Origin of the sequence: Streptomyces sp. NPDC057682, assembly GCF_042799575.1 — a bacterium.
GTDB lineage: Bacteria > Actinomycetota > Actinomycetes > Streptomycetales > Streptomycetaceae > Streptomyces.
The window spans coordinates 104,895-120,807 of the sequence record NZ_JBHVIN010000009.1 but is presented as its reverse complement, the minus strand read 5'-3'; the positions used below and the strand labels follow the sequence as shown (position 1 = coordinate 120,807).

The 15,913-nt window shown below is 70.0% G+C and carries 16 protein-coding genes and 1 tRNA gene; 4 read left to right on the top strand and 13 right to left on the bottom strand.

Annotated elements, in window-relative coordinates; translation table 11 throughout:
• Positions 1-98: 98 nt before the first annotated feature.
• The 3 genes from ACFVDM_RS18455 to ACFVDM_RS18445 all read right to left on the bottom strand — a co-directional run bounded on the left by ACFVDM_RS18455 (position 99) and on the right by ACFVDM_RS18445 (position 2,160).
• A tRNA-His gene (locus ACFVDM_RS18455) sits at positions 99-171 on the bottom strand.
• Positions 172-296: 125 nt separating this feature from the next.
• A complete protein-coding gene (orn, locus tag ACFVDM_RS18450; RefSeq protein WP_383640436.1) occupies positions 297-899 on the bottom strand; it encodes an oligoribonuclease in 603 nt (200 codons plus the stop codon).
• A 10-nt stretch (positions 900-909) separates the two neighbouring features.
• On the bottom strand, positions 910-2,160 hold the full coding sequence (locus tag ACFVDM_RS18445) for a helix-turn-helix domain-containing protein (protein WP_383640433.1): 1,251 nt from the start codon (positions 2,158-2,160) through the stop codon (positions 910-912).
• Between the two features lie 822 nt (positions 2,161-2,982).
• On the opposite strand from ACFVDM_RS18445, the gene ACFVDM_RS18440 reads away from it, so the two are divergent.
• Entirely contained in the window at positions 2,983-3,504 is a 522-nt protein-coding gene (locus ACFVDM_RS18440; RefSeq protein WP_383640430.1) for a universal stress protein, read from the top strand.
• Positions 3,505-3,922: 418 nt separating this feature from the next.
• Here ACFVDM_RS18440 and glmS read toward each other — a convergent pair whose 3' ends face one another.
• Complete coding sequence (glmS, locus tag ACFVDM_RS18435) at positions 3,923-5,752, bottom strand: glutamine--fructose-6-phosphate transaminase (isomerizing) (RefSeq protein ID WP_383640427.1); 1,830 nt, start codon at positions 5,750-5,752, stop codon at positions 3,923-3,925.
• 59 nt (positions 5,753-5,811) lie between these two features.
• Positions 5,812-6,087, bottom strand: coding sequence for a hypothetical protein (locus ACFVDM_RS18430; RefSeq protein ID WP_383640424.1), 276 nt, complete (start codon positions 6,085-6,087; stop codon positions 5,812-5,814).
• A 367-nt stretch (positions 6,088-6,454) separates the two neighbouring features.
• Between ACFVDM_RS18430 and ACFVDM_RS18425 the strand changes: the two genes are divergently transcribed.
• Entirely contained in the window at positions 6,455-8,113 is a 1,659-nt protein-coding gene (locus ACFVDM_RS18425) for a beta-N-acetylhexosaminidase (protein WP_383640421.1), read from the top strand.
• Between the two features lie 248 nt (positions 8,114-8,361).
• Here ACFVDM_RS18425 and ACFVDM_RS18420 read toward each other — a convergent pair whose 3' ends face one another.
• From ACFVDM_RS18420 to ACFVDM_RS18395, 6 genes are all read right to left on the bottom strand, one after another.
• Positions 8,362-9,393 (bottom strand): ABC transporter substrate-binding protein, encoded by a 1,032-nt coding sequence (locus ACFVDM_RS18420; RefSeq protein WP_383640418.1) that lies wholly within the window; start codon positions 9,391-9,393, stop codon positions 8,362-8,364.
• A gap of 134 nt (positions 9,394-9,527) precedes the next feature.
• A complete protein-coding gene (locus tag ACFVDM_RS18415; protein ID WP_383640415.1) occupies positions 9,528-9,887 on the bottom strand; it encodes a hypothetical protein in 360 nt (119 codons plus the stop codon).
• Complete coding sequence (locus ACFVDM_RS18410) at positions 9,884-10,522, bottom strand: GNAT family N-acetyltransferase (protein ID WP_383640412.1); 639 nt, start codon at positions 10,520-10,522, stop codon at positions 9,884-9,886. Before ACFVDM_RS18410 ends, ACFVDM_RS18415 begins: the two co-directional genes overlap by 4 nt.
• 58 nt (positions 10,523-10,580) lie before the next feature.
• A complete protein-coding gene (locus ACFVDM_RS18405) occupies positions 10,581-11,426 on the bottom strand; it encodes an alpha/beta fold hydrolase (RefSeq protein WP_383640409.1) in 846 nt (281 codons plus the stop codon).
• Positions 11,427-11,552: 126 nt separating this feature from the next.
• The gene (locus ACFVDM_RS18400) at positions 11,553-12,224 is read right to left on the bottom strand and encodes a YdcF family protein (protein ID WP_383640406.1); all 672 of its coding nucleotides are present in this window, start codon (positions 12,222-12,224) and stop codon (positions 11,553-11,555) included.
• A 35-nt stretch (positions 12,225-12,259) separates the two neighbouring features.
• Positions 12,260-12,676 carry an NUDIX hydrolase gene (locus ACFVDM_RS18395; protein ID WP_383640403.1) on the bottom strand — a complete coding sequence of 139 codons (417 nt, stop codon included), beginning with the start codon at positions 12,674-12,676 and terminating at the stop codon, positions 12,260-12,262.
• A gap of 59 nt (positions 12,677-12,735) precedes the next feature.
• Here ACFVDM_RS18395 and ACFVDM_RS18390 point away from each other — a divergent pair, with 59 nt between their 5' ends.
• Positions 12,736-13,515: a GntR family transcriptional regulator gene (locus ACFVDM_RS18390; protein WP_383640400.1), complete on the top strand. Its 780-nt coding sequence runs from the start codon at positions 12,736-12,738 to the stop codon at positions 13,513-13,515.
• A 265-nt stretch (positions 13,516-13,780) separates the two neighbouring features.
• Positions 13,781-13,978 (top strand): hypothetical protein, encoded by a 198-nt coding sequence (locus tag ACFVDM_RS18385; RefSeq protein ID WP_383640397.1) that lies wholly within the window; start codon positions 13,781-13,783, stop codon positions 13,976-13,978.
• A gap of 107 nt (positions 13,979-14,085) precedes the next feature.
• Here ACFVDM_RS18385 and ACFVDM_RS18380 read toward each other — a convergent pair whose 3' ends face one another.
• A complete protein-coding gene (locus ACFVDM_RS18380) occupies positions 14,086-14,463 on the bottom strand; it encodes a hypothetical protein (protein ID WP_383640394.1) in 378 nt (125 codons plus the stop codon).
• A gap of 124 nt (positions 14,464-14,587) precedes the next feature.
• Positions 14,588-15,796 (bottom strand): serine/threonine-protein kinase, encoded by a 1,209-nt coding sequence (locus ACFVDM_RS18375; protein WP_383640391.1) that lies wholly within the window; start codon positions 15,794-15,796, stop codon positions 14,588-14,590.
• Positions 15,797-15,913: the final 117 nt, after the last annotated feature.

Sequence of the window (15,913 nt, the reverse complement as noted above, 5' to 3'; positions counted from 1 at the left end):
CGTTCCTCTCGTCGACAGTGTGCTGCGTCGACCATAGAGAAGGGCCGAACAGAGAGAAGGGCCGGTCCGCCTGAGCGGACCGGCCCTTCTTCATTCAGGGTGAGTAACGGGACTCGAACCCGCGACATCCTGGACCACAACCAGGTGCTCTACCATCTGAGCTATACCCACCATGTCCGGTCGTTTCCGACCGGCCGAGAAAAAGTGTACAGGGTCCGGGAGGGTGCTCGCGCCCTCATTGTTCCGCGGCCGGGTCAGGCCCCCGGAAGGGCCGTGACCAGCGGCTTCGCGGGGACCTACGCGGAGGGGGCGGAGAGCCGCGCCGCGATGGACCTGGCGCGCTCCGAGTCCGGGCCCGGCTGCGGCACGAAGACGGCCTCGCGGTAGTAGCGCAGCTCCGTGATGGAGTCGCGGATGTCCGCGAGGGCGCGGTGGTTGCCGTTCTTCTCCGGGCTGTTGAAGTACGCCCTCGGGAACCAGCGGCGGGCCAGCTCCTTGACCGAGGAGACATCGACGATCCGGTAGTGGAGGTAGCCCTCCAGCGACGGCATGTCGCGGGCCAGGAAGCCGCGGTCGGTGCCCACCGAGTTCCCGCAGAGCGGGGCCTTGCCGGGCTCCTTCACGTGCGCGCGGATGTAGTCCATGACCTTCTCCTCGGCGTCGGCCAGGGTGGTGCCCCCGGCCAGCTCGTCGAGCAGACCCGAGGTGGTGTGCATCTGCCGCACCACCTCGGGCATGGTCTCCAGCGCCGCGTCCGGCGGGCGGATCACGATGTCCACCCCTTCGCCGAGCACGTTCAACTCCGAGTCGGTGACCAGGGCGGCCACCTCGATGAGTGCGTCTTCCGTCAACGAGAGCCCGGTCATCTCGCAGTCGATCCACACCATGCGGTCGTTCATGCGCCCCACCCTACGGGGCGCTCCGCTGTCCCGGCAGGGCCGGGCGGCCGGCGGCGAACGCGTCGGGGCCCGGTTTCCCGTGCTCCCCGCGCACCCCGTCCGCACCCGCCGCCGCGACGGCCGGCGGGACCGGTGGACCCCCCGCCGCGGACGCCGGGAGGGCCGGTGCGCCACGACGGCTCGCCGAGCTCCCCTGAGCGGGCACCAGCGGCTCGGCCGCGACGGCGACCGCCTCCGCACCGCCCTGCGGGCGACGGGCCCGGTAGGCGGCCCGGTACGCCGCGGGGGAGGAGCCCAGCTGGCGCCGGAAGTGCCCGCGCAGCGCGACCGGCGAGCGGAAGCCGCAGCGGCCCGCCACCTCGTCGACCGAGTAGTCGGACGTCTCCAGCAGCCGCTGCGCCTGGAGCACCCGCTGGGTGATCAGCCACTGCAGCGGGGCGCTCCCGGTGAGCGAACGGAACCTCCGGTCGAAGGTCCGCCGGCTCATGTAGGCGCGCGCGGCCAGCGTCTCCACGTCGAACTGCTCGTGCAGATGCTCCAGGGCCCAGGCCACGACCTCGGCGAGCGGGTCGGACCCGATCTCCTCCGGTAAAGACCTGTCGAGGTAGCGCTCCTGACCGCCACTGCGCCGGGGCGGCACGACGAGCCTGCGGGCCAGTGCCCCGGCGGCCTCCGTGCCGTGGTCCGAGCGGACTATGTGCAGACAGAGGTCGATCCCGGCCGCCGTTCCGGCGGAGGTGAGCACGTCGCCGTCGTCGACGAACAGCTCGCGCGGGTCGACGTGCACCGACGGATAGCGCTTGGCCAGCGTCGGCGCGTACATCCAGTGCGTCGTCGCCGGGCGGCCGTCCAGCAGGCCGGCGGCGGCGAGCACGAAGGCCCCCGTGCACAGACCGACGATGCGGGCGCCCTCCTCGTGGGCGCGGCGCAGGGCGTCGAGCGCCTCCACGGGCGGCGGCGAGGTGATCGAGCGCCAGGCGGGCACCACGACGGTGCCGGCCCTGCTGATCGCCTCCAACCCGTAGGGTGCGGTCAGTTCGAGGCCGCCCGTGGTGCGCAGCGGTCCTTCTTCGCCGCTGCACACGAGCAACCGGTAGCGCGGAACCCCCGCGTCCTGGCGGTCGATCCCGAACACGGAGAGCGGGATGGAGCTCTCGAAGATGGGGCCACCGCTGAACAGCAGTACGGCGACCACCTCGCGGCGCCTGCGCCCGCTCAGCTTCCGTACGGCCTCCGTTGCGGTGGCGGAGTCCTGACTCATGACGCTAAGCCCCCCTCGGTGTTCGCGTCTTCCTGGTCCTTACGGGCCTGTCGCACCTGCACATGTCCCCTCGGTCGTGCACGAGTCCCCGGCTTCGACACCCAAGATCGAATCTACTGCGTCCCGTGGTGCCGTCGTGACAAGTTCACCAACCGGCTTTATGTCGACAAGGCCACCTGGCGGGAAGCATTCGATCACGAAGCGTTTCACTCGTGAGTCGCGCAGGGAAGTGCGCCTGGCGTTCATGGCCCGTCCCCATGGGGTGGAAGCGTACCGCTCGGTCTCTTCCTGCCTGCTGGCAAGGCGGTTGATCGGCCATTTCGACAAGGGGTGCACCCCCACCAGAAGTTGGCTGAAAACATACGGTCGCGTGTGCGGAAATCAGTCGTTCTACCGGCGCACTACCCCCGGGAAACGTCACCCCGGTGCGCCCCCTCGATCGGGTGGTTCCGGATGCCGGGGGACGGGCGGGACGGCGGACGCGGACCGGGCGGATGCGACGGGGTTCGGCGCGGGTGGTTCCGGGGGGCGCTCCGGTGCGTCCGGAGCGCCGGCGGGCGACGGTCCCCGGAAGCCCCCGGAGGCGGGTTCCGGGGGCCCGTGACGTCCGTGTACCGCGCATCCGGCATTGCCATACGGGGGCGGTCTCGGGCATGCTCCGTGAAACGTCGCACGCGCTTTGCGCGGGTCTGGGCAGTGGATGAGTGGCGCCGTACCCTTGGGGGTAAGGGGTTGGGAAGATGATTCCCGGACACCGCAACACCGCCCGCTGACAGTTCCCACGTCGCTTTCCTCACGAGGACTCTCTTCGCCGAGACACCGATGGCCGGTCACGAATTCCCCGAACCCGCGGACCGCAAGCAGGTAGCCGACCCCCGGTCGGACCAGCAGGCGGCCGAAGAAGCGCGCCCTTCCTGCGATCCCGCCTTCCGGCACGGTGTCGTCGTCGGTTTCGACGGCTCGACCTCCAGTGAGCGGGCCCTCGCGTACGCCATCGGCATGGCCCGGAGAACGGGCTCAGGGCTGATCATCGTCCACGTCGCCAACCGGCTGCCGACCACGGTCTGGGCGGGCTGCGAGCCCCCCGTCTTCGTGGACGTGCCCGATCACCGCACCGAGGTCCTGGGCCTGGAGCTCGCCTGCGCGGACTACCTCTCCGAGGTGCCCTGGGTGCTGGTCGAGCGCGGCGGCGACATCTGCCACGAGCTGGAGGAGGTCGGCCGGGAGTACTCGGCCGACGCCATCGTCGTCGGCTCCACGCACGGGATCGTGGGCCGGATCTTCGGTTCGGTCGCGGGGCGGCTCGCCCGCCGGGCGCAGCGCCCGGTCGTCGTCATCCCGTAGCCCTCCGGGCCCTCTTCGTCCCTTCCGGACCTTCTTCCGTACCCGCGCCGTCCCCTCCTCCTGCCGCCTCCGGCCGGCCCCTTCGCGCGCCCCCGCCGGGGCGCTCGCATGCCGCGAAACGCGACCGTGACCGGTCTGCTTCGAGGGTGTTCTGATCAGCCAATGATCGAGCCAGGCCGACGGCCGGTCTTTTTCCATCCGTTGAGGTCGACGTGGCGTCAACTCGTCTACGGAAACAGGGAACGGGATGCGACTACCGGCCCGTACATGTGGATTGTGCGCTTATGAAGTGTGCATAAACGTCAGGGGAGGTGAGCCGGGAGTGCGCCGGGCGCGTATACGGGAGCGCCCCGCACCCGGTGGACCGTGGGTGCGGGGCGCTCCCGCCGTACGCCCCCCCGGAGGGGAGCGGAGGTGACTACTCGACGGTGACGGACTTCGCGAGGTTGCGCGGCTTGTCGATGTCGCGGCCCATGGCCAGGGCGGTGTGGTACGCGAAGAGCTGGAGCGGGATGCCCATGAGGATCGGGTCCAGCTCGTTCTCGTTCTTCGGCACGACGATGGTGTGGTCGGCCTTCTCCTGCGGCTGGTGCGCGACCGCGAGGATGCGGCCGCTGCGGGCCTTGATCTCCTCCATCGCGGCGCGGTTCTTCTCCAGCAGGTCGTCGTCCGGCACGATCGCCACGGTCGGCATCGCGGGCTCGATCAGGGCGAGGGGGCCGTGCTTCAGCTCGGAGGCGGGATAGGCCTCGGCGTGGATGTACGAGACCTCCTTGAGCTTCAGCGAGGCCTCGCGGGCCACGGGGTAGCCGCGCACCCGGCCGATGAACATCATCGACTTGGCGTCCGCGTACTCGGCGGCCAGCTTCTTGATCTCGTCCTCGCCCTCCAGGATCTCGCTGATCTGGGCGGGCAGCCGGCGCAGGCCCTCGATGATCCGCTTGCCGTCGGCGACCGAGAGGTCCCGGATCCGGCCCAGGTGCAGGGCGAGCAGCGCGAAGGCGACCACGGTGTTGGTGAAGCACTTGGTGGAGACCACGCAGACCTCGGGGCCGGCGTGCACGTACGTACCGCCGTCCGCCTCCCGGGCGATCGCGGAACCGACCACGTTGACCACACCGAGGACCCGCGCGCCCTTGCGCTTCAGCTCCTGGACGGCGGCCAGCACGTCGTACGTCTCACCGGACTGCGAGACCGCGACGTACAGGGTGTCGGGGTCGACCACCGGGTTGCGGTAGCGGAACTCGGAGGCGGGCTCGGCGTCCGCGGGGATGCGGGCCAGCTCCTCGATCAGCTGGGCGCCGATCTGACCCGCGTGGTACGAGGTGCCGCAGCCGAGGATCTTGATCCGGCGGACCCCGCGCGCCTCGCGGGCGTCCAGGTTGAGGCCGCCCAGGTGCACGGTGGCGAACCGGTCGTCGATCCGGCCGCGCAGCACCCGGTCGACGGCGTCGGCCTGCTCGGAGATCTCCTTGTGCATGTACGTGTCGTGGCCGCCCATGTCGTACGACTCGGCCTCCCACTCCACGGTGGTCGGCGTGGCCGTCGTGGTCGAGCCCTCCGTGGTGTACGTACGGAAGTCGTCGGCCTTCAGGGTGGCCATCTCGCCGTCGTCGAGGGTGACGACCTGGCGGGTGTGGGCGACGAGCGCGGCGACGTCCGAGGCGACGAACATCTCCTTCTCGCCGATGCCGAGGACGACCGGGGAGCCGTTGCGGGCGACGACGATGCGGTCGTTGAAGTCGGCGTGCATCACGGCGATGCCGTACGTGCCCTCGACCGAGCGCAGGGCCTCGCGGACCTTGCCCTCCAGGGTGTCCGCCTGCGAGCGGGCGATGAGGTGGACCAGGACCTCGGTGTCGGTCTCGGAGAGGAAGACGACGCCCTCGGCGGTCAGCCGGGCACGCAGCTCGGCCGCGTTGTCGATGATGCCGTTGTGGACGACGGCGACCTTGTTGTCGGCGTCCAGGTGCGGGTGGGCGTTCTCGTCGCTCGGTGCGCCGTGGGTGGCCCAGCGGGTGTGCGCGATGCCGGTGGTGCCGGCGAAGCGCTTGGGGACGCGGGCCTCCAGATCGCGGACCCGGCCCTTGGCCTTGACCATCTTGAGCGCGGCGGGCTTGCCGGCCGCCGGCTTCCCGGTGATCACGATGCCCGCGGAGTCGTAGCCGCGGTACTCCAGCCGCTGCAGCCCTTCCAGCAGCAGCGGAGCGACATCACGCTTTCCGATGTAACCGACGATTCCGCACATGAGGTCTCTGCCCTCCATCGACGTACAGGTAATGACTGAATGAGCGCGTGGGTGACCGGTCAGCCGTAGACGATGCGGCGCAGCTGGCGGAGCGAGAGCTCCGGCGGCGCGACCGCGCGGTGCGGCAGCTCGGCCGAGATCCGTTCGAAGATCTCCGTGTTGACCAGTCCGCCGGACTGGAGCTCGCGATGGCGGCGGCGGACGAACGCGTCGGTCGTCTCGTCGAAGTAGGCCAGCACGTCGAGGACCACCCGGGCGGCTTCCCCGCGCTGGAGCGCGGTGCTGCGCACCAGGTGGTCGATGAGGTCGTCATGGGACGAACGGCGTTCAAGCACTCGTCGATATTGCGGTGGAAGGGGTTCGGACGCAACAATCCTGCCCGATATCGGGCAGGGATGGGAGGGAACGGCTCCCGTTTTTCCGTTCTGGGGGATTCTTCCGGTCTCGGGCCCGTCGGAACGCGGACCGGTGACGGGTCGGCGACAGGGCCGGTGGAGGGGTCGGCGACGGGGTCGGTGACGGGCTTGTGCTGGCCGGTGGGGCGTATTCGGCCAGTACGCCCGGACTGTCGGCCATGTTCCATCCGGGCCCGTACGGGGAAGTGGTCTACACCTTGACCATCCGTGAGGTACGCGGTACGCATGGCCACGGTTCGAATGGTCAGGAGAGATCCAGGTGTGACCCCCTAGAAAGGGACTGCTTGTGAGACCGCACACAGCGAGGCGCGGCGCCCTGTCCCGCGCGCTGCCCCGCCTTCTCGGCTCGCTCCTCCTCGTCACCGCGGCCGGAATCTCCAGCGCCTGCGCGGCCCCCGAGGCGTCCGCCGCGGGCGGGGCGCCCGCCGCGTCGGAGCCCCGGCCGCTCGGCCAGATCGTGCCCGCCCCCGTCTCGGTGAGACCCGGCGGATCCCCGTACGCCCTCACCCCCGCCACCGCCATCCGGGTGGACGGGTCCTCGGGCGAGGTGCGGAGGATCGGCGAGTACCTGGCGGGCGTGCTGCGCCCCTCGACCGGATACGCGCTGCCGGTCACCGACCGCTCCGGTCCGGGCGGCATCCGGCTGCGGCTGGGCTCCGCCGACACCTCGCTCGGTGCGGAGGGCTACACCCTGACGTCGGGCCGGGGCTCCGTCACCATCACCGCCCGCAAGCCCGCAGGGCTCTTCCACGGCGTGCAGACGCTGCGTCAGCTCCTCCCGGACCGGATCGAGCGCGACAGCGTCCAGAAGGGGCCGTGGAAGGTCGCGGGCGGCACGGTGACCGACGCGCCGCGCTACGGCTACCGGGGCGTGATGCTGGACGTCTCCCGGCACTTCTTCTCGGTGGCGGAGGTCAAGCGCTACATCGACCAGGTGGCGCTGTACAAGATCAACACCTTCCACATCCACCTCTCCGACGACCAGGGCTGGCGGATCGCCGTCGACTCCTGGCCGAACCTGGCCACGTACGGCGGATCGACCGAGGTCGGCGGCGGCCCCGGCGGCTACTACACCAAGAGCCAGTACAAGGAGATCGTCCGGTACGCGGCCTCCCGCTATCTGGAGGTGGTGCCGGAGATCGACATGCCCGGCCACACCAACGCCGCGCTCGCCTCGTACGCCGAGCTGAACTGCGACGGTGTCGCGCCCCCGCTCTACACCGGGATCAAGGTCGGCTTCAGCTCGCTCTGCGCGGCCAAGGACGTCACGTACCGGTTCATCGACGACGTCATCGGGGAGGTGGCCGCGCTGACCCCCGGCCGCTACCTCCACATCGGCGGCGACGAGGCGCACTCCACGAGCCACGAGGACTACGCCAGGATCATGGAACGGGCGCAGGCCGCCGTCGGCCGGCACGGCAAGACCGTGATGGGCTGGCACCAGCTGACCGGGGCGTCCCCGGTCAAGGGCGCGGTCGCCCAGTACTGGGGCTACGACAAGACCAGTGCCGCGGACCGGCAGCAGGTGGTGGACGCGGCGAAGAACGGCACCCGGCTGGTGCTGTCGCCGGCCGACCGGGTGTACCTCGACATGAAGTACACCGCGGACACCGTGCTCGGGCTGAAGTGGGCGGGCCTGGTGGAGGTGCAGCGCTCCTACGACTGGGACCCGGCGGCCTATCTCACGGGCGCTCCGGCGGACTCCGTGCTCGGGGTCGAGGCGCCGATCTGGGCGGAGACGCTGACCGACAGCGACGACATCGACGCGATGGCGTTCCCGAGGCTGCCCGGGGCGGCGGAGCTGGGCTGGTCCCCGGCCGAGACGCACGACTGGGACACGTACAAGCTGCGGCTGGCGGCGCTGGGACCGCGGTTCACCGCGATGGGCATCGACTACTACCGCTCACCGCAGGTGCCGTGGCCGGCGGAGCCGGCGGAGGACTGAACCGTACGAAAGGTCCGAGGGGCGGCCGGGGACGCGATGTCCCCGGCCGCCCCTCGGGCTGTCCGGTCCCCGACGCGGAATCCCGCGCCGAGGTGTGTCAAGCGGCCATGTTCCGGAGGCCCGGACGCGGCCGGTCCGGGGTGCCCGGCGGCCGGTTCCGTCACCGGACCGGCCGCCGCGCACCCCCGGGCATCAACCGGAAGGTATGGTTCCGAACTTCGGTGCGCGGAGACCGGGGCGCCGGCGGCTCAGGCGACCTTCTTGGCCTTCTCGATGGCCTCGGCCAGGTCCTCCAGGATCGGCGCGCACTTGTCGTAGCTGTAGATCGGCTCGGTGGTACGGGGCACGACCTGGCCGGCCTCGACGGCGGGCAGCTGGGCCCAGGTCGGCTTGGAGGTCAGGGCCGAGGGCTGGAGGGCCGAGGAGCGGTTGTCCATCATGATCACGTCGGCCTGGTACTTGTCGACGTTCTCCCAGCTCAGCTCCTCGAAGAAACCGGCCGCGTTCACCTTCGGCTCGACGAACTTCACGCCCAGCTCCTGGAAGTACAGGGTGTCGGCGGAGGTCTTGGCGAGCGAGACGTAGAACAGGTCCTGGCTGGCCGAGCCGATCATCACCCGGATCTCCGGCTTGGACTTCGCGGCGGCGCGCAGCCGGGCCGCGGCCTTCTCGAAGCGGGCCTTGGCGTCGGTGACCGCCTTGGCCTTCACGTCCGCGCCGAGCGAGGCCGCCAGGTCCTCGTGGCGCTGGATCGCCTTGGGGATCGTGGTCTGCGCGGCCCACAGGGCGACGCTCGGGGCGAGCTTGAGGATCTTGTCCTTGGACGCGTCCGGCACGTACCAGAGCGCGTCCTTCTCCCACATCGCGGTGACGAGCAGATCCGGGCCGAGGGCCGCGTACTTCTCGACGTTGAACTCGCCCCAGACGTTGCCGAGAATCTCGACCTTGTTCACGTCGAGGTCGCCGGCCTGGACGTCGGCCTTGCCGTCCGTGGTCTTCGTCGGCCCGAACACGGCCTTGACCTCGACGCCGTAGTCGTGGAGGGCGGCGGCCACCCCGGTGAAGGCGACGATGTTCTTCGGGACGGACTTCGCCTCGGCGGTCTTCCCGCGGTCGTCCTCGAAGCTCCACGGCCCGGCGTCGGCGCTCTTCGCCCCGGTGGACCCGGAGTCCTTCGTGTCGCCGTCGCCGCAGGCCGCGAGCACGGCGCCGAGACCGACGGCGCCGCCCATGGCCAGCAGACCGCGACGAGTGGGACGGGAGGCTCGGGCAGTGCGCATGACGGGATCCGCTTTCGTACGAGCCGGAGGGCCGGCCGTTGACACGTTTGAGGGAAGGTTAGCCTAACCTCAGAACAGCTCTACGCCGGGTGCCTGTCCCGCGCCGAGTGCCCGCTCCGTGCCGGGTGCCGGACTCACCAGACGACGACGCCTCCGCCGACGTCCAGGGCCCGTTCGGCCGCCGCCCTGATGTTGGCCAGCCGCGCGGCCACGTAGTCCTCGTGGAACCCGGCGTGCGCGGCGAGGGCCGCCGTGTGCGGACGCAGCAGCTCGCACTCCGCCAGGAACTCTTCGGTCTCCTCCGGCTCCACGCACAGATCCGTCTCCGCCAGCCGCGGCAGGAACCGTGCCCCGAGCGCCCGCGCCGGCTCCGCACCCCAGAGCTTGGTCCGGCTGCTCTCGAAGCCGGCGAGCGTGAGCCCGTGTTCGGGATCCTCCAGGAAGTGGTCCTTGCCGCTGCGGCCGCGTACGTAGGTGTGGACGAGGAGGCTCATCCGAACAGCTCCCGGCACTCGTCGAGTCCTTCGACCGACACCTCGACCTCGCGCGCTTCCTCCCAGCGGGCCCGGTCCAGCCGCAGGCGCTGGAGCGTGACGCGCCCGCCCCGGAGCGAGGCGGTCTCCAGCCCGTCGGGGACGTAGCCGAGGCGCCGCGAGACGCCCAGCGAGCGGGGGTTGTCGGTCATCGCCGCGGAGACCGCCGAGTCCGCGCCCAGACCGGCGAACGCGAGGTGGAGGGCGGCGGCCCGCATCTCGGTGCCGATGCCCCGGCCCTGGTGGGCGAGGCCCAGCCAGGATCCGGTGCACACCTCGCGGACCGCCCCGAAGTCCCGCGCCATCACGTCCTGCCGCCCCACCACCCGGCCCTCGTGCAGCACCGCGAGGCTCAGCGTCCAGTCGGACTCCCGCCAGCCGGCGATCGTCCCCAGCACATGCTGGAACACCGCCTGCCGCCGCGCGTCGGGCGTCCCGTCGGTCCACGGCACGGTGAACGGCATGACCTCCGGGGCGTGCACCCCGTCCGCCGCGACGGAAGCCAGATCGCTCAGCAACGCGTCGTCGGGGAGCCGCAGTTCGAGGCGGGGCGTGCGGATGCGGAGCCCGTACAGGGGCCAGGCGGGATGCGTCATGGACCGACTCTGCCGAGGCGGGGCCGGGGGTGTCGAACGAATTGCGGGTGGCCGGGGATCAGTGTGCCGGCGCCACCGGTCCGATGAACTCCGCCAGCCGCTCGGCGAGCCAGTCCGGTTCGTCGAGCGACACGAACGCGCGGGAGCGCTCCGCGACGACGACCGAGCTGTCGGGGAAGCACGCGGCCAGCCTCTCCGCGTGGCCGAACGGGAACAGCGGGTCCTTCCGCGACCAGACGATCAGCACCGGCCGCTCGAACCGGCCCAGCTCCCCGGCCACCGCCCGGGTGACCGCCGGCCGCAGACCCCGTACGAGCTTCACGAAGTCCCGCTGCACGCCCCGGTCCCGGGGCAGTTCGCCCACCATCGCGCCGATCCGGTCCACCGGGACCCTGCTGCGCGCCACGAGCGCCATCACCGCCCGCTGGACGGGGCCCAGCCGCAGCAGCGGCGCCACGGCCCGCATGGCGCCCGGCACCGCGAGCAGCGCGCGCATCGGGAGGAGCGGCCGCGGCGGGCAGTTCCCGAAGGCGTCCGACGGCAGCAGCACCAGCCGGGCGAACAGCTCCGGTTCACGTGCCACGGCGATCTGCGCGATCGCCCCGCCGGTGTCGTTCCCCACCAGCACCACAGGGCCCTCCAGCCCCCGCGCGATCTCCCGCACCCGCGCCGCCTGCGCTTCCAGGGAACAGTCCGCGTCCGGCGCGAGCGGGGTCCGGTGCCCGCCCAGCGGCATGTCCGGCATCACCATCCGGCACCGCCCCCGTAAGCCCCTCACCAGCGGGTCCCACACCTGCCCATTGACCATCAGCCCGTGCACGAACAGGACGTTGACGCCCTCCCCGGCCTCCCTGACGTCGATCCGTCCGCCCGCCGTCTCCACCGGCCTTGCCTCGATGTGCACGCAGGACCCTTTCCTCAGCGGGCGGCCCGGCAGGGCCGCCCTTTCCGGTGAGCACTCCGAAGCGTGAACGAACGAGCAGGCGTTCGCGTTCGCGGATCGGTCAGGTCGCGTGGCGCGGGGGCGTCCTCAGCGAGCCGGGGCTCCGGTCCCGTCCACGACGACCCGGCTCGTGAACCCGGCGCGGCACAGCCGCTCGTATGCGGCAGCCACGTCGTCCGGCACGGGGTCGGCGGCCATGAAACCTCGCGCCGGGTAGATCATCAGGCGCTGCAACGCGCCGACCAGCATGTCGACGACCATGCGGTCGTCCTGGATCGAGGTCAGGTACTCCTCGAACGTGACGGGGGCCGAGGCGCACACGAACGTGACTCCGGGCCACAGCTTGCGCGCGGTGGCGTGGGCGCGGCGTTCCTCGTACGGCTTGCTGACGAGCAGGACGGACGAGACCGGGACGCCCGCCTCTTCGAGGACCGCCCGGGAGAAGCGGATGTTCTCCCCGGTGTTGCGGGCGCGCGGCTCGACGAGCACCGCGCCCTCGGGAACGCCGAGTTCGAGTGCCCGCTCGCGATAGTGCACGGCCTCACCGCGCGGCATGCGTTCCCGCGTGGTGGGGCTGGTGGCGCCGGTGAACACGATGAGGGGCGCCATCCCGCGCCGGTAGAGGCGCACGGTCACGTCCGCGACCCCCAGGTCATGGCTGCCCAGGCCGATCGCCACCGAGCAGGGGCGCGGATCGTGGTGCATCAGGTGGTGATCCCAGAGGAGTCGGGCGTCCGCCCAGGACTGGGCGGTGGGCACGCCGACTCGCTGCGGTTCGTGCCGCGCCCCGCTTTTCATGTCAGCCGCTGCCCGTCGTGCGTGCGGACGGGTGGTGTGGCGCAGTCGAGCGCGTCGAGTACGCGCACGGCGTACGCCTCGGTCATGCGGCTCCGGACCTCCTCGCGGGTGAACCAGCGGACCTCGGACGCCTCGACCGAGGCCCGTTCCTCGCCTCCGGCCGGACGGCACAGGAAGACCAGCGCCACGATCGCGCGCTCCATGTTCTTGTAGACGCCGCTCAGGCGCACCGGGTCCACCTTCACCCCGGTCTCCTCCAGCACCTCGCGGCGGACGCCGTTCTCCGGCCGTTCGTCGAGCTCCAGTACGCCGCCCGGAGCCTCCCAGGCCCCGTTGTCGGCCCGGCGGATCACCAGGACGCGGCCGTCCTCGCGTACGACGACGCCGGCCACGGAGACCGAGTGCAGCGGCATGCGGGTACCTTCCTGGGGAGCGTACTTATGCAGAGGAGCATAGGAGGGAACGAATCAGCATGGCGACCACGGCTCCCCGGGACTCCGGCAGGCCCCGCTACCTGCAGATCGCCGACGATCTGGCACAGCAGATCAGGTCCGGGGCGATGCTGCCGGGGGACAAGGTGCCCAGCGAATCGGTGTTGATGGCCCGCTACGCGGTTTCGCAGGGAACGGTGCGCAAGGCGGTGGCCGAACTGCGGCCGATGGGCCTGATCGATACGCATCACGGCAAGGGCTCCTTCGTGAAGGGTCGGCCGCCCGTACTTCGCAAGTCCTCGGACCGGTTCCGGCGTTCACATCGCAGAGCGGGTAGAGCCGCGTACCTGACCGAAGCCGAGCAGGCGGGCAAGACCCCTGCGGTGGCGGTTCTCTTCATCGGCCCGGTGGAAGCGCCCGGTGATGTGTCGGAACGGCTGGGCGTGGTCGCCGGAAGCCAGGTCCTCGCGCGCCGTCGTCTGTATCTCAGTGACGGGACGCCCACGGAGGTGGCGACCTCCTATCTGCCGTGGGACCTCGCGAAGGACATTCCGGAGCTGTCGGCGGAGAACCCTGGCGGCGGTGGCATCTACGCCCGGCTTGAGGACCACGGTCACACGTTGACGGAGTTCACCGAGACGGTGCGTGCGCGCCTTGCCACCAAGGACGAGACGGTGGCGCTGAGCCTGAGCCCCGGTTCGCCGGTTCTCCACCTCACCCGGAGTGCCCAGGCGGAGTCGGGCCGCGTCGTCGAGGTGTGCGACACCGTCATGGCGGCGGATCAGTTCGTACTCGACTACCGCATTCCGGCAGGGGACTGACGAGCGGTCAATGCACGGCGGCACGCGAAGGGCCTGCCGCGTCTCCGCTTGACTCATGTATAGGAGTTGGGCATCCTTGAGGAACTCACTCATATACATGAGTGAAGGAGTTGGAGGCGTGCGCCCGGCCGGTACGGGCGATCCGCACGTCTCGTTCATGCGGGGGCTGTCGGCGCCTGATGCCCGAGTCTCCGCCTCGGCCGTACGCGCCGCTGACGGGAGTGCTCGTGGAGTGCGTACGTCACGGGCTGAAAGGGATGGGCGAATGGCAAGCGGTAGCAAGGGGCGGCGAGTTCTGTCCCGACTGACGAGCGAGTTCGGTACGGACGGTGTCCTCGTCGTCCCCACGGCCGACTCGGGGGCGGAAGGAGCCGACCTCGTGCCCGGTGCGGCGCTGCGCTGGCCTCCGTGCGAGTGCGGGCACTCGTTGTGCCCCGACTATGTGCCGGAGGGCGAGGACTGAAGAACCCTCGGCCGGGCGGGCCCATGGCGCGCCCGGCTGACGGTGTCAGGCCGGCGGCCCCAGTTCGCGGGTGATCGGCATGCGCTATTCAATGGACTGTCGGCCGTTTAATCCTGAATATCTTGAAAATTGTATCCAGTGACCCCCAGATCGAAAAGTGTTGGAAGGGCTTTGGAAAGGTACCAGTCATGATCGAGGAAGTTTCCCACATCATTTCTGAATGCCAGTTCGGCAAAAGGGCTAATGGATAGAGTGCTTCCGGACTCCAGGAGAAGAAATGATGCCTCCTGTCCTGCTGTTCCCCAGGCCATTTGGAACCCGCATCCGTGTCGTTGAGATGCATTCTCAAGGGCCAGGATCACGGACAGCCGATCGGAAGGGTCTGCCTGGTCCCAGTCGAAGAACTCGGGGTCGACCAGGTATCGAATCCTTCCCTCACTGAAGTGCCAACCGCCGCGCTCCAGCCCGGTGATCACGTCAACCACGGCAACGCTGCGAGCGAAGTGAATCTCAATGTCTCTCGACCGGCTCAATTGAATCTCGATTCCATGCGGCGGTAATCTTGGTCGACCGGGCGGAGGTTGCCGGCTCGGCCGCTGCGGTCTGCGCTCAACTGAGCAGTATGGTGTTCCAAGCCGCAAACGTCACGCTCAGCGGAATGAAGACGCACAGGAAGGCTGTGGCGAAGTTTCGAAATCGCGGTTTGTCCTGCTCTCGCCATCGATAGAGCATCACGGCCATTCCGAGGAGTATTGCGGACAGAAAGGAGCCGGCGGTGCCAATGGTGTAGGCGCATTCACAGCCCCCTTCGTTGATGTACATGCCGCTGCCGAACGCGATGCCGCCAAGTCCTGGCAGAAGAAAAGCAGTTGCTGCGGCGTTGCGTCCCCAATGAGCCGTCTGCGTGGCTGGCTCGTCCGATCCGTTGGGTGCGGACGCCGTTGAGGCCGCTGGTGTGAGTGCCTCGGTGGGCGACGCTTGTTCGAGCCGCCGCAGGTCTCGAAACACGTCAGCGGCGGTTCTGTACCGCTCGCTCGGATCCTTTCGCAGGAGCTTTCCCACGAGATCGTTCCATGCGCGAGGGATGCCGGGCCGCACCGAACTGGGGGCGGGCGGTTCCTGGCTGAGGTGGGCTGTCAGATAGCCGATGCTGTCGGGTGCCTGGAAAGGCAGCCGACCGGTGATGAGTTCGAACAGCAGGCAGCCGAGCGCGTAGAGGTCGCTGCCCGGTTCCGGGTAGCCGCGTGCTTGTTCGGGAGCCATGTACGGGGGAGTGCCGACAATGAACCCGGTCTGGGTCAAGCGGTCGGCGGTGGCGTAGGGGTCGGCGGCCCGTGCGACACCGAAGTCGAGAACCTTCACTGTCCCGGTGTGCGTGACAAAGATGTTGGACGGCTTGATGTCCCGGTGCATCACGCCCGCCGCGTGTGCCTCGGCCAAGGCCTCGCAGATCTGCGCACCCCACCGGGCTGCTTTTTCCAGGCCGACGCTGCCCCGGGACAGCTTGGCGTCCAGGCCCTCGCCCCGTACCAGCTCCATCACCAGGAACGGCGCGTTGCCACGGTCGGGGCCGCTCTCGCCGAGGTCATGGATGGCTACGATGTGCGGATGCTGCAGACGAGCCGTGATCCGGGCCTCACGTAGGAACCGGGCGCGCGCCTCATCTCCGCGGCTTCCGCTGCCGGAGAGTAACGAGATCACCTTGACCGCGACCGGCCTGTCCAACGTCTCGTCCTGGGCCTCCCAGACGACGCCCATGCCGCCCTCGCCGAGCTCCCGCACCAACCGGTAGCGATTTCCCAGTAGTTGATCCCGCAAGGCGGCCCCCTCGCCATCGGCTGAACAGGCCAGATCATGCCACGAGAGACGTGGCCGACGGCCGGACTCCCGCGGTTTGCCGGGGCGAGGCGGCCCGGTGGCGCGGCCCCGTGGCCC